We start from the raw sequence: 14,133 nt of genomic DNA, 5'->3' as shown, positions 1-14,133 counted from the left end.
ACTTACGCAAACTATTAAACAAAATTTTAACAAATTTAAAATCCAAGACACTGGATAATTATATACAATATTATTTTTTATGTCTCATTTGAAATTTATTTTGGATTTTCTACTCATTAAAAGTGTAAAAATCTATAGTACTTCTATTGTGGATTTAAATTGTTTTAATGCATTTAAAGCACGTTCTGCATGCTTTTCTCCACGTTCTTGTTTTGATTTAATTTTTTCACCTAGAGCTGGGAAAAGACCAAAGTTCACATTCATCGGTTGGAAATGTTTTGGATCGGCTTCTGTTATATAACGAGCCATACTTCCTAAAGCAGTTTCAGCAGGGAAGATATATAAATCTTGTTGTAATGCTAAATGAGCTGCATTAATCCCAGCGATTAAACCACTTCCTGCTGATTCTACATAACCTTCTACACCTGTCATTTGACCAGCAAAGAAGATGTTTGGCTTACTTTTTAGTTGATATGTTGGTGCTAAAGCTTTTGGTGAATTGATAAATGTATTTCGATGCATAACTCCATAACGTACAATTTCAACATTCTCTAATCCAGGAATCATACGAAATACTTCTTTTTGTGCACCCCATTTTAAATGTGTTTGGAATCCAACGATATTATATAGTGTTCCTGCTGCATCGTCTTGACGAAGCTGAACTACTGCGAATGGTCGTTTTCCAGTCTTAGGATCTTCTAAGCCTACCGGTTTCATAGGCCCGAAAAGCATTGTTTTTGGTCCTCTTTCTGCCATAACTTCAATCGGCATACAACCTTCAAAATACTTTTCTTTTTCAAATTCGTTTAAGGGTGCTTTTTCTGCTTCAACAAGTGCTTTTTGGAATGCATAGAACTCATCTTCTGTCATAGGACAGTTTAAATAAGCAGCTTCACCTTTATCGTAACGAGATTTTAAGTACACTTTATCCATATCGATACTGTCTTTTTCAATAATAGGTGCTGCAGCATCATAGAAATATAAATAATCTTCTCCTGTTAATTGTTGGATTTTATCAGCTAAAGCTTTTGAAGTAAGTGGACCAGTTGCAATAACTGTAATCCCTTCATCCGGAATTTCTGTTACTTCTTCATGAATTACTTCCACAAGTGGGTGATTTTTTACTTTTTCTGTAATATATCCTGAGAATTCGTGTCTATCTACAGCCAATGCACCACCAGCTGGTACTGAACAATTGTCAGCAGCTTCAATAATGATTGAGTCCAATTGACGCATTTCTTCTTTAATTACGCCTACTGCATTAGTTAAATTATTTGCTCTTAGTGAATTACTACAAACTAGTTCAGCAAATTTATCTGTATGATGTGCGGGTGTTTGTTTTACTGGGCGCATTTCATATAGTCGAACTTGTACGCCTCTTTTCGCGATTTGCCAAGCAGCTTCACTTCCAGCTAAACCTGCTCCGATTACATTTACAATTGGTGTCATTCTATTATTTACCTGCTTTCTAACTAAATCATTGTGTAGGTTCTTCTTTATAATCACAACTTGTACATTGGACTTGAATACCTTTTTTAATTTTCTTTTCTACTAATAATTCATTACATTTCGGACATGGACGGTTGATAGGTTTATCCCATGAGACAAAGTCACAATCTGGATAGCGGTTACATCCGTAAAAAATGCGTTTTGTCTTACTTTTTCTTTCGACGATTTCGCCCTCTTTACATTTTGGACATTTCACACCGATCTCTTTCACAATTGCTTTTGTATTACGGCATTCTGGGAAATTACTACAAGCCATAAATTTTCCATATCGTCCTAACTTAAAGACCATAGGTGATCCACATTGTTCGCAATCCTCACCTGCTGGTTCATCCTTAATCTCTACTTTTTCCATTGCAATTTCTGCATGTCTCAAATCCTTTTCAAATTTCCGATAGAAATCATCAATAATTTGAACCCATTTGACGTTACCATCTTCAATACTATCTAAGTCTTTTTCCATTTGCGCAGTAAATTCAATATCAATAATTCCCGGGAAAAATTCAAGCACTAATGAATGGACAATTTCCCCAAGTTCAGTAGGAACAAATCGTTTCGCTTCTAATGTAACGTAGCCACGCTTTTGAATAGTGTCTAATGTTGGTGCATAAGTAGATGGTCTTCCTATACCTAGCTCCTCTAACGTTTTAACTAGACGTGCTTCTGAGAAGCGTGGTGGCGGTTGAGTGAAATGTTGTTTCGGTTCAATTTCTAAACTATTCACAACATCACCTTGCTCCATTGGAGGCAGAAGTTTATCTTTTTCTTCTTTTTGATCATCAGAACCTTCAATATAGAGCTTCATAAAACCAGGGAATTTTACATTTGAGCCAGATGCACGGAAGATGATTTCACCATTTTGTAAATCTGTGGTTACTGTATCTAATATTGCTGGTGCCATTTGGCTTGCAACAAATCTTTCCCAAATCAAACGATATAATCGCAATTGATCTCTAGATAAGACTGCTTTCAATTGATCAGGATGACGCAATGTACTTGTAGGTCGAATAGCTTCATGTGCATCTTGTGCATTTTCTTTATTTTTTGCTTGTTGAGTAATTAAAGTCGTATACTCAGATCCATAATTTTGTTCAATATATTCATGAGCTTCTTTTTTAGCTGTTTCAGAGATACGTGTAGAGTCTGTACGCATATATGTGATTAAACCTACTGTACCTTCTTTTCCAACATCTATACCTTCGTATAATTGTTGCGCAAGCATCATTGTTTTTCGAGCACGGAAATTCAACTTTCTAGCAGCTTCTTGTTGTAAAGATGAAGTAGTAAATGCAGGTGAAGCATTTCTTTTACGTTCTCTTTTAACAATTTTTTTCACTTGAAAATCGTTGCCATTGATTTGGTTAAGAATTTCTCCTACTTCTTGTTCATTTGATAATTTAATTTTTTCTTTTGCTATTCCATAAAATGAGGCATCAAATGTTTTTTTGCCTTTTTGGAAATTCCCCTCAATTGTCCAGTATTCTTCTGGTTGGAAGTTCTTGATTTCATTTTCACGGTCAATAATCAGACGTAATGCTGTGGATTGAACACGACCTGCTGATAATCCTTTTTTAACTTTCTTCCATAATAAAGGGCTAATATTATATCCAACAAGCCTATCTAAAATTCTTCTTGCTTGTTGCGCATCAACTAAATCCATATCAATTGGACGTGGATGCTTAAAGGACTCTTTAATCGCATCCTTTGTTATCTCATTAAATACTACACGGCAATCTGATTCAATATCAATATTCAAAGCAGTTGCTAAGTGCCAAGCTATTGCTTCCCCTTCACGGTCTGGATCGGCTGCGAGATATATTTTCTTTGCTTTCTTCGCTGCAGATTTCAAATCTTGTAAAACGGGGCCTTTACCACGAATCGTTATATATCTTGGTTCGTAATTGTTTTCTGTATCAATAGCCATTTGACTTTTTGGAAGGTCGCGTACATGACCTATTGAAGCTTTTACTTTATATTTTTTTCCTAAATATCGCTCGATTGTTTTTGCTTTTGCGGGCGATTCCACTATAACTAAATAATCCGACATTAAATTTCCCCCTTATAGAGGTGTTGTTTCATTTTCCAAAAGAAATACCTGTTGCAAAATGTATAACAGAATTTGTATTTTTGCAACCCTTTTTCATTTAGAAAGTAGAAATCCTTCTATTTCTTCTATAATTTGATAACCGTTCCACACAGGCATTGCACCTTCTAATAGCAATTTATGTGGTCCCTTAGAAAGTGGTTTTGTTATATCACCTGGCACAACGAATATATGCTTACCGTTTTCTAAACCATGATCAATCGTACTTAAAGTACCACTTTTTTCTGCTGCCTCAGTAACAAGTATCCCTTCAGACATACCACTTATAATACGATTGCGCATCGGAAAATGCCATTTTTGTGGTTTTACATATGGCGGATATTCGCTTATAAGCAAATGTTCTTTCTCCATAATTTCAGCTAATTTACGATTTTCTTTTGGATAAAGGTGAAACAAACCATGACCTAATACTCCAATTGTTTGACCAGAAAATTTTATTGTTGCTTCATGAGCCATGCGATCTGCACCTTTAGCTAACCCACTAACAATAACATACTTTTGTTCTACTAATGGTGGTATTATATAGTTTAATATTTTTTCAGAATAATTTGTAGCTTGTCTTGAACCAACTATTGCAATTCTACGCCAATTCTTCAAAATATCAACTAATCCTTTTGTATAAAGTACAACTGGTGGGTCATATGATGCAAGTAATTTGTTGGGATATAATGAATGATGAAAAGGTATGGGGAAGATATTATGTGCCATATACGCTTCATTTAATGGGGAATTAAGCGTTTTTATATAGTTTTCTTGTAAAATTCCAGCTTTTTCGACAGATAAATTCAAATATCCAGCTAGTTTTTGAGTAGATATTTGATCTAATTGTGTTAAATCTGGATCTACTTCAAACAATTTCTGCAACCTGTTAAGGGGAACAGGAAACACATAATGTAGTGCAAGTAATCTTTCTGTAAAATTTACATCGTACATAACTTCCCTCCATTAATATGCAATTATACTTTAAACAAACAAGCTTTATCAAAGACTATTTATAAAGAAAGTGCAGTACTATTTTAGTACTACACTCTCATTCTAATGGGTTTTACACTTTTCGTACAAGCCCTTTTCTTTAATCACTCGAATAAATGTTTCGCCAATAACTGATGGTGTTGGAGCTACTTCGATACCGCATTCATTCATCTTTTTGATCTTTTCTTTTGCAGTACCTTTACCACCTGAAATAATAGCTCCTGCATGCCCCATACGTTTACCAGGAGGTGCTGTTTGACCACCGATGAATCCTACAACAGGTTTTGTCATGTTTGCTTTAATCCATTCTGCAGCTTCTTCTTCAGCTGTACCACCGATTTCTCCAATCATGATAACTCCATATGTTTCTGGATCTGCTTCAAATTCTTTTAATACATCTATGAAGTTTGTGCCGTTTACAGGGTCCCCACCAATTCCGACTGCTGTAGTTTGGCCAATGCCTTCTACCGTTAATTGATGTACTGCTTCATATGTTAATGTACCAGAGCGAGATACAACACCTACATGACCTTTTGTATGAATATATCCTGGCATAATACCAATTTTACATTCATCTGCAGAAATGACGCCCGGACAGTTTGGTCCTATTAAACGTGTTTTCTTTCCTTCCATATAACGTTTAACATTTACCATATCAAGTACAGGTATATGTTCTGTAATACAAATCACCATATCAAGTTCGGCATCAACAGCTTCCAAGATTGCATCTGCCGCAAATGGTGCCGGAACATAAATAACAGAAACATTAGCACCTGTTTCATTTTTTGCTTCCAAAACAGTATTAAATACTGGTACACCCTCAACTGAAGTACCAGCCTTCCCTGGAGTCACACCTGCTACTATTTTAGTACCGTATTCAAGCATTTGTTTGGTATGGAAAAGCGCTGTCGAACCTGTAATGCCTTGTACCAATACTTTTGTATCTTTGTTGATATAAATACTCATCCTGATCCCGCCCTTCTTAGCCTACAAGTTCTACGATTTTTTGAGCACCGTCACCCATGGAATCTGCAGCTACAATATTTAAGCCTGATTCATTCAGTAATTTTTTCCCTAAATTAACATTTGTCCCTTCTAAACGGACTACTAATGGTACATTTAACCCCACTTCTTTTGCAGCTACAATTACGCCTTCTGCAATAACATCACATTTCATAATGCCACCAAAAATATTAACGAAAATTCCCTTTACATTTGAATCTGACAAGATAATTTTAAATGCTTCCGTTACTTTTTCAGCAGTTGCACCACCACCAACGTCAAGGAAGTTTGCAGGGTGTCCTCCGTAGTAACTAATGGTATCCATTGTTGACATCGCTAGACCTGCTCCATTTACCATACAACCAATATTACCATCCAAAGTTACATAATTTAGATCATATTTTGAGGCTTCTATTTCTTTTGGATCTTCTTCATCAAAGTCACGCAATTCAACAATATCTTTATGGCGATATAACGAATTGCTATCAAAATTAAATTTTGCATCTAATGCTTGTACTTCATTATCCCCTGTTATTGCTAGTGGGTTAATTTCTAAGATAGACGCATCTTTTTCTGTAAACGCTTTATATAAACCTAGCATTAAATTTGCAGTTTTATTGATTAATTGATTTGGAATATTCATATTAAATGCAAGTCGTCTTGCTTGGAATCCAGTAAGTCCAACAACTGGGTCAACGACTTCTTTGAAAATCTTTTCCGGATTCTTTTCCGCTACTTCTTCGATGTCCATACCGCCTTCTTCTGAGCCCATTACTGTTACTCTTGAAGTAGCTCGGTCTACTAAAAAGCTAAGATAATATTCCTTTTTAATATCAGAACCAGCCTCTATGTATAGGCGTTTTACTTCTTTACCCTCTGGACCTGTTTGATGTGTAACCAGTACTTTACCTAACAGTTCTTTAGCATAAGAACGGACTTCATCTAAATTTTTAGCGATTTTTACCCCGCCAGCCTTTCCACGACCGCCAGCATGGATTTGAGCTTTTACCACTATAACCTTTGAATCTAATTCTTTCGCAACTTTTACAGCTTCTTCTGGTGAGAATGCAACTCGACCTGAAGGAACCGACACCCCATATTGACGAAGAATTTCTTTTCCTTGATACTCATGGATGTTCATACTTAATCCTCCCATCTAAATTTCATAATATTATGAAATACAAGTATATTGTATAAAAATCAGACAATAATGTCCATAGTCTACTTCACTACATTTCTTTATCCAAAAATAACAGATTATCCAATAAACTAAAAAGCCACTAATTTTATATAAAAATTAGTGGCTATTATCGGAGTACTTTTCATGCAATTGATCTAATCTATAAATAAATGCAAATACTTCCGCAACTGCTTGATATAGTTCTTCTGGAATAGCTTCGTTCAAATCTAGTTGTCCTAGTAGTTGGACAAGATTGGGATCTTCTTGAATCGGAATATTATGGGCTTTCGCCTGTTCCAATATGTTTTCAGCGATTTTCCCCTTTCCTTTTGCAATTACCTTTGGTATATCGGCATTCAAGGGATTATAGGAAAGGGCAACCGCCTCTTTTCTTGTTTGTTGTCTTTCATTCATATACGTATATCGACTCCTTGCGTATGCAATTCTGATGCCGATGTTTTCTTGCTATTGGTATTCGTTTGTTCCTTTGCATATTTTTTTATAAAAACACCAGAAAGTTGATAGTCATGTTGTGAAAGGCCATTTTTAAGAACGCTTTTTAATGGCCCAGCTAAAGACTTCAAGTTGTCATTTTCGTTATAAATAGTGACCGAAACAACCCGACTTTGCACTTGCATATCGATTACGGTTTCTTGAATAGAGCTAAGTTGCAAGTAAAAAAGTATGCGTGCATAATCAGCATCAATTTTACCGTCTTTTTTCATACGGCCATTCCATTGTAATGTTGCTTCTGTTTTTTTTCCAAAGAACTCTAATGGTACTTGCATAATTAGTTGATGTTGTGGTCCGTTTTCGCCTGATAAATACTGCATACCATTCATCCGAGCTACGACTTGTTCCGCTACATTTTTTGTCGTACTTGAAATAGAGTCTTCCTGTAAAAGTCCTAATAATTGTGGCTTTAGCTGGCTTGAAATTTGTTCTAGATTTGAAGAATTCTCGCTTAGCTTCGCTTCATAGCTCAGTCCTAAATTTTGTAAAGTTTGTTTGATTGCTGTTTCGAAAGTTTTACCATCCAGTTGTTGTGCTAGCTGTTCTTCCGTTTGCATTAGCATGTTCTGAATAAAGTCTGATTTAGAACTAGTTGTTACTTGTACTAGTTTTGTAAATGTACTCCGCTCATCTGCAATATCTGCATTTAATATTTGCATCAATTGTTGCTTCGCAGTCATTCCTTGTTTATCTTCTTGAAATGGTTGTAATTGAGCTGAATCGCTAAAAGCTTTCAACAATTGGTTATGTAATTCCTTCACCACTGATTGAATTGAAGGAGATATACTTTTTTCAATATCAATCTTTTGGATTGTTTGAAGTAATTCTTCCTTTTGTGTTGAAGTTAACAAAGTCTGCTCTTGTATTGCATTTTTTAGTTGTGGTAGCAATTCTGTTATTTCTTTTTTGGACGTCGTGTACAAAGCTGCTGTTAACATTTGAATTGGCGATTTTTGTAATGCCGTTTCTAGATGCTTTGTAACTGCCTGAACATTTTCAATCGTCGGTTGTGTAGTTGCCTTTGTTATAGATTGACGAATCCCCAGTTTTTCAGAATCTAATAATGATGAATTTTGTTGTAATGATTCTTTAACTTGCTGGAGTATCGCTGACACTTCCTTCATATTACCTGTTTGCGATGCTGATGAAAGTTGTTGTAGAAATCCATTGTTAGATGGTTGAATAGCAGTATTCCAGTTAAATAGATTTGAACTTTTCGGCATCATTCCAGCGCTTTTTAGTAGTTGTAAAACTGTTAATTTATCTGCTGGAGATGCTGATGAAGAAGATAAAACATCTAACATTTTGGCTAATAATATGCCTCCAGTTTCTAAGGTCAGCGGTTTGTTGATCATTTGCAGTTGATTTTGAAGCTGTTCCCGCAACGTTGGAGGAATGGAATCATCTTGGAGTAATAATTGTTGTAGATTACCTAAAACCTCTGTAAAGCCTTGTTTCATACTTCCTTGCAATACAGCTTGAAATGTATTTTGTTGGATGGGTAATTTTAGTTCAATCAATTTTTGTATAACTTTCAATGCATCTTTTGAACTTATTGCCTCAGGTAACGTCTTCATAATTTGCTCTGCTTGTTGCATTTGTTCTTTCGTCATCGGTAAATTATTTTTTAGCAGATGCGACGCTAATTCTTTCATTTCATTTGTTTGTGGCAATTGCATCGACTCTAATAATTGAGAAACTTGTTGTGACATAGGTGCTGATGGTGTCATAGGCCCTGAAATGACTTTAAGTTGTAAATCTGGCTCAACCCCTGACACTTGGAAATAATGCGAATTTCCAGCTTGTAATGGGATTTCTAGTTTAGCCATCATTCGTTGTCCACCAATTTGAACCTCTGCCATTTGCTCTGGATATAGTTGTTTAATCGTTCCATGTATAACTTGTCCTTGTTTTAAAACCAATGGTTGTCCAGTCATCGGCCCACTTGACGGTTGTAAATGAACTGATGTCAACGATGGATAATTCAACTCTATTCACTCCTTTTGAAGAATTATAGATTTAATCGGTTCAAACGTTTTCCGATGAATTTCTGTTGGTCCATATTTTTTTAATGCTTTTAAATGTTGTTTTGTCCCATAACCTGCATGCTTTTCAAATCCATACTCTGGATATTGCTTCGCTAATTCTTCCATATAATGATCCCTAGCCGTTTTGGCAAGAATGGATGCTGCTGCGATTGCTAGGCTTTTAGCATCTCCTTTTATAACGGATTGCTGTGGTATATCAATCGGCAAAGTCATAGCATCTGCTAATACAAAATCTGGCTTTGTTGATAATGATTCAATTGATATTTTCATAGATTGTTTTGTCGCTTCATATATATTAACCTCATCAATCACACTGGCGGGTTGAAAGTGAATAAAAGAAGCAATCGCACATTCATTTATTTTTTCAATAAAGCTTTCTCTCGCTTCTTTAGATAATTGCTTTGAATCATTTAATCCGATTAATGTTGGGCAGTCTTCCGGAAGTATGACAGCTGCTGTGACAACTGGTCCAGCTAGAGGTCCTCTACCTGCTTCGTCAGTTCCTGCTACAAGTGCATGTGGAAAAGGTCTATACGATTCATCGAATTCAAGTTTCTTCTTGTGTTCTGATAAGAGATGATCATATTTTTCCTTGCGACGATGCCATTGTTCCAACGCTCTAACAATACCTTGTCTCTCGTCTGTTTCTAATTCATCCATCCAAGGTTGCCATTCTGTTTCTTTCAATAGTGCATCTTTAATTTCTTTAATGGTACTCACTTAAAATTCTCCTTTTACTAAACCCGATTGGTTCACTCATAATCCGTGAAGATGAAGTTAACTTACACCCATTGATACTCTTTTTATCGGCTATCTTTAATTAAAATACAGAAAAAAAACCTTCTTTACACATCGGTAAAAAAGGTCTATTTTTTTATGCAAAATCTTCTACAAAATCAAAGGTTAGCTTACCAAGTTGCTGACTGCGAATATCTCTTACAATTAGTTCAGCTACTTGGTCATAATCAATTTCTCCACCAGATATATAAACGTTTCGTAATTTTCCTATATGATCAAAAGTTTCAACAATTTCATCACTCAAGCTTGAAATATGATATCGATCTTCCATACGCCCTGGATAATGATTACTTAAAAAATTCAAGCCATAAATAGCAAGGTCATCCATATTCGTAATCGTATCTTTTATAGCTCCAGTTAGCGCTAATTTATATCCAACTTCTTGGTCCTCAAATTTCGGCCATAAAATCCCTGGAGTATCTAATAGCTCTAATTCCTTACCAACTTTAATCCATTGTTGAGACTTTGTAACACCAGGAGTATTACCTGTTTTTGCAATATTTTTCTTTGCAAGACGATTGATAAGTGTAGATTTCCCTACATTTGGTATACCTACAATCATTGCGCGAATAGCTCTAGTTTTTAAACCTTTTGCTTTCATACGTGCCCATTTATCCGCTAATAACTGCTGTGCAGCTTTTGTTACTAACTTCAAACCTTTTCCATCCAATGAATTAATGGCAATAGCTTTATGGCCTTTTTGTTCGAAATAAGCAAGCCATTTTTTTGTTTGAGTTTCATCTGCCATATCAGCTTTATTTAATATTAATAATCTTGTTTTTTGATGAATGACTTCGTCAAGCATCGGATTTCTAGATGACATAGGCAGGCGTGCGTCGATTAATTCAAAAATAATATCAACAAGCTTTAAATTTTCCGTAACTTGTCTGCGTGCCTTGGCCATATGTCCAGGAAACCATTGTATAGTCAAGTTTTTCACTCCAATTTGTTAGTTCACTTTGCCTATCTGATTGAAAGGCCAAAAGACAACATTTGTTTTTCCGATAATTTTATCAACAGAAACGATCCCAATATGCCGGCTATCTTTGCTATATCGTCGATTATCGCCCATAACAAAAACATATCCTTGTGGGATAGTATCCCCTTGTACACTTGGAATATCTTTTAATGAAAAGTCTTCTGTTAAAGTTCCACCATCTGTTATTTCATCTTTAAATTTTTTTAAATATGGTTCTTCAATTGCTTTTCCATTTATATATAGTTGGTCATTTTTATACATTAACTTGTCACCGGGTAAACCTATTACACGTTTAATATAATCCTTTTTTTCAGGAGCATGAAATACTACTATATCAAACCTGTGTATCTCTCCAATCCGATAGCCAATTTTATTTACTATCATACGATCCCCGTTTTCAAGTGTAGGCATCATTGATTCACCATCAACTACAATTGGCGTAAATAATAAGTATCGAATGCCAGCTGCAAGTGCAAATGCAATAATAAGTGCTTTTGTCCATTCCCACAACTCATTCTTTTCCCTTTTATGCTTTTCCATCATCGATGCCCCCTTGACATTTCTACTTATATTGTACAAGGATTTATCATTTCAGGCAAAAAGAAAGAGAGCTTGAAATGCAAGCTCTCCATTCTTCAAAAATAAGCTTATCGAATTTCTTTAATACGAGCAGCTTTACCACGTAAGTTACGTAGGTAGTATAATTTAGCACGACGTACTTTACCACGACGAGTAACTTCTAGTTTAGCGATTTTTGGTGTGTGTAATGGGAATGTACGTTCAACTCCAACGCCGTAAGAAATTTTACGAACTGTGAAAGTTTCACTAATACCGCCACCACGACGTTTGATAACTACACCTTCGTATACTTGGATACGTTCGCGAGTACCTTCGACTACTTTAACGTCGATTTTTACTGTATCTCCAGCACGGAATGTTGGGATGTCAGTACGAAGTTGATCTTTAGTGATTTCTGAAATAATGTTTGACATTGTTTTCTCTCCTTAGACAGATGCTCTTGCAGGTCACTGTGGTTGCTACAGCGGAACACCGTAATGCGGCATCTCCATAGAAATGCATCTCAAATATTAGCATATATTTTAACCTGTTGCAAGTCTTTATACTTTACAGTTTTTTTAGTTTTTCAAGATATTTTTGTTGTTCTTTTGTTAACTCTATATGTTCTAGTAAATCCGGTCTACGTTCAATTGTACGCTTTAAAGATTGTTCCATTCGCCATTGTTCAATTTTCGCATGATTACCTGATAATAATACATCCGGTACTTTCATACCACGAAAATCTGCAGGACGGGTGTAATGTGGATGTTCAAGTAATCCAGTTGAAAAAGAGTCAAGTACAGGTGAATCATCATTTCCAAGAACACCCGGTAATAACCTTACAACACTATCGATTATTGTCATAGCCGCTAATTCTCCACCGGTTAAAACAAAATCACCAATTGACAGCTCGTCCGTTACTAAATACTGACGAATTCTTTCATCATACCCTTCATAATGACCACATACAAAAACTAAATCTTCTTCTTGCGCTAATTCTTCAGCTTTTGCCTGTGTATAGCGTTCTCCTTGTGGACACATAAGAATGATGCGGGGTTTCTTTCCCTCTTCCACAAGAGCCTCTACAGCATTAAATAGAGGTTCTGGTTTTAACACCATTCCTGCTCCTCCACCATATGGATAATCATCTACTTGAGCATGTTTATTATTAGAAAATTGTCTGAAATCGGTAACTGATAGTTGCACAGCTTGTTTTTCTTGTGCTTTTTTTAATATGGACGATCCAAAAACGCCTGTGAACATTTCGGGAAATAAAGATAAGACGTGAATATTCATCATGATAATAGCCCTTCTATTACTTCGATTACTATTTTCTTTTCATCAATATCGATTTCCTTGACAAATTCATCTACAACAGGAATGTAATGATCTTTTCCATCTAATCCTTTAACTGTCCAAACGTCATTTGCAGCAGTTTCAAAGATTTCTTTCACTTTTCCAATTTCTTTTCCATCTTGATCGTAAACTGTACAACCTACTATTTCATGGTAGTAGAATTCGTTATCTTGTAATTGGTCTTCATTGAGTTGCTTTTCACTAACTTTTAGTATTCCGTCTCGGAATGACTCTACATCATTGATATTAGGATACCCTTCGAATGATAATAGAATAAAGTTTTTGTGTGGACGAGAAGAAGCAATTGTTAATAACATTGGCTTTTTCTCACCTTGTTTAAAAAGAGCTAGTTGTTGACCAACAGCATATCTCTCTTCTGGAAAATCCGTTTGAGAAATGACACGAACTTCTCCTCGAATACCATGCGTATTAACAATTTTCCCTACGTTATACCATTCCATATTGTTCACCTCTTTAAAATATTGAATTGTTTAACAAGCACGTTCCGCTTTAATATAAATATTATATATAAAAAAGGAAGGAACGTTTGCTCCTTCCTAGTTTTAATCTAGAATATCGATATAAGTCTTTTTATGATGGTGGCTGCCTGCGGCTGAGTAAACAATTGTTCGAATTGCTTTAGCAACTCGCCCTTGCTTGCCAATGACCTTTCCAATATCACTTGGATGTACAGAAAGTTTATAAACAATACGATTGTCGTTTTCGTCAGTAATAATTTTTACTTCGTCTGGATAATCGACTAAAGGTTTTACGATTACTTCAATCAGCTGCTGCATAATGCCACCTCCGATTATTTACCGATTTTAGAGTTATGGAATTTTTCCATAATGCCTTGTTCTGAGAACAAGTTACGTACAGTATCAGATGGTTTCGCACCATTTCCTAACCAAGCTAATGCTTTAGCTTCGTCAATTTTAACTTCTGCTGGAGAAGTTAATGGATTGAAAGTACCGATAGTTTCGATTGAGCGACCGTCACGTGGTGAACGTGAGTCTGCTACTACGATACGATAGAAAGGAGATTTTTTAGCTCCCATACGTTTTAAACGAATTTTAACTGCCATTGTTTAATTGCACCTCCGAATAGTTTCACACAA

Annotated in this window: 15 protein-coding genes; all 15 read right to left on the bottom strand. The window is 35.6% G+C overall.

Annotated features, from left to right (window positions below):
* Positions 1–132: 132 nt before the first annotated feature.
* The 15 genes from trmFO to rpsP all read right to left on the bottom strand — a co-directional run bounded on the left by trmFO (position 133) and on the right by rpsP (position 14,100).
* On the bottom strand, positions 133–1,449 hold the full coding sequence (trmFO, locus tag D1606_RS01620; RefSeq protein ID WP_119414273.1) for an FADH(2)-oxidizing methylenetetrahydrofolate--tRNA-(uracil(54)-C(5))-methyltransferase TrmFO: 1,317 nt from the start codon (positions 1,447–1,449) through the stop codon (positions 133–135).
* A 28-nt stretch (positions 1,450–1,477) separates the two neighbouring features.
* Positions 1,478–3,553, bottom strand: a complete 2,076-nt coding sequence (gene topA, locus D1606_RS01615) for a type I DNA topoisomerase (RefSeq protein WP_119414272.1) — start codon at positions 3,551–3,553, stop codon at positions 1,478–1,480.
* A 93-nt stretch (positions 3,554–3,646) separates the two neighbouring features.
* Positions 3,647–4,543 carry a DNA-processing protein DprA gene (gene dprA / locus D1606_RS01610; protein ID WP_119414271.1) on the bottom strand — a complete coding sequence of 299 codons (897 nt, stop codon included), beginning with the start codon at positions 4,541–4,543 and terminating at the stop codon, positions 3,647–3,649.
* Positions 4,544–4,645: 102 nt separating this feature from the next.
* Positions 4,646–5,548 (bottom strand): succinate--CoA ligase subunit alpha, encoded by a 903-nt coding sequence (gene sucD / locus D1606_RS01605; RefSeq protein WP_119414270.1) that lies wholly within the window; start codon positions 5,546–5,548, stop codon positions 4,646–4,648.
* Between the two features lie 16 nt (positions 5,549–5,564).
* A complete protein-coding gene (gene sucC, locus D1606_RS01600; protein ID WP_119414269.1) occupies positions 5,565–6,725 on the bottom strand; it encodes an ADP-forming succinate--CoA ligase subunit beta in 1,161 nt (386 codons plus the stop codon).
* A gap of 156 nt (positions 6,726–6,881) precedes the next feature.
* On the bottom strand, positions 6,882–7,178 hold the full coding sequence (locus D1606_RS01595; protein WP_119414268.1) for an EscU/YscU/HrcU family type III secretion system export apparatus switch protein: 297 nt from the start codon (positions 7,176–7,178) through the stop codon (positions 6,882–6,884).
* On the bottom strand, positions 7,175–9,265 hold the full coding sequence (locus tag D1606_RS01590) for a hypothetical protein (protein WP_119414267.1): 2,091 nt from the start codon (positions 9,263–9,265) through the stop codon (positions 7,175–7,177). Before D1606_RS01590 ends, D1606_RS01595 begins: the two co-directional genes overlap by 4 nt.
* Before the next feature lie 6 nt (positions 9,266–9,271).
* Entirely contained in the window at positions 9,272–10,045 is a 774-nt protein-coding gene (locus tag D1606_RS01585; RefSeq protein ID WP_119414266.1) for a ribonuclease HII, read from the bottom strand.
* 154 nt (positions 10,046–10,199) lie between these two features.
* Positions 10,200–11,054, bottom strand: a complete 855-nt coding sequence (gene ylqF / locus D1606_RS01580) for a ribosome biogenesis GTPase YlqF (RefSeq protein WP_119414265.1) — start codon at positions 11,052–11,054, stop codon at positions 10,200–10,202.
* An 18-nt stretch (positions 11,055–11,072) separates the two neighbouring features.
* On the bottom strand, positions 11,073–11,642 hold the full coding sequence (gene lepB / locus D1606_RS01575; RefSeq protein WP_119414264.1) for a signal peptidase I: 570 nt from the start codon (positions 11,640–11,642) through the stop codon (positions 11,073–11,075).
* 107 nt (positions 11,643–11,749) lie between these two features.
* A complete protein-coding gene (rplS, locus tag D1606_RS01570; RefSeq protein ID WP_119414263.1) occupies positions 11,750–12,094 on the bottom strand; it encodes a 50S ribosomal protein L19 in 345 nt (114 codons plus the stop codon).
* Positions 12,095–12,227: 133 nt separating this feature from the next.
* Entirely contained in the window at positions 12,228–12,956 is a 729-nt protein-coding gene (gene trmD, locus D1606_RS01565) for a tRNA (guanosine(37)-N1)-methyltransferase TrmD (protein ID WP_119414374.1), read from the bottom strand.
* Positions 12,956–13,477 (bottom strand): ribosome maturation factor RimM, encoded by a 522-nt coding sequence (gene rimM / locus D1606_RS01560; protein WP_119414262.1) that lies wholly within the window; start codon positions 13,475–13,477, stop codon positions 12,956–12,958. The genes trmD and rimM overlap by 1 nt, the downstream gene beginning before the upstream one ends.
* A 102-nt stretch (positions 13,478–13,579) precedes the next feature.
* Positions 13,580–13,813 carry a KH domain-containing protein gene (locus D1606_RS01555; RefSeq protein ID WP_119414261.1) on the bottom strand — a complete coding sequence of 78 codons (234 nt, stop codon included), beginning with the start codon at positions 13,811–13,813 and terminating at the stop codon, positions 13,580–13,582.
* Between the two features lie 14 nt (positions 13,814–13,827).
* Complete coding sequence (gene rpsP / locus D1606_RS01550; protein ID WP_119414260.1) at positions 13,828–14,100, bottom strand: 30S ribosomal protein S16; 273 nt, start codon at positions 14,098–14,100, stop codon at positions 13,828–13,830.
* Positions 14,101–14,133: the final 33 nt, after the last annotated feature.

The sequence above is a fragment of the Rummeliibacillus sp. POC4 genome, assembly GCF_003576525.1.
Classification (GTDB): domain Bacteria; phylum Bacillota; class Bacilli; order Bacillales_A; family Planococcaceae; genus Rummeliibacillus.
This window is presented reverse-complemented; position numbering and strand designations above follow the sequence as displayed.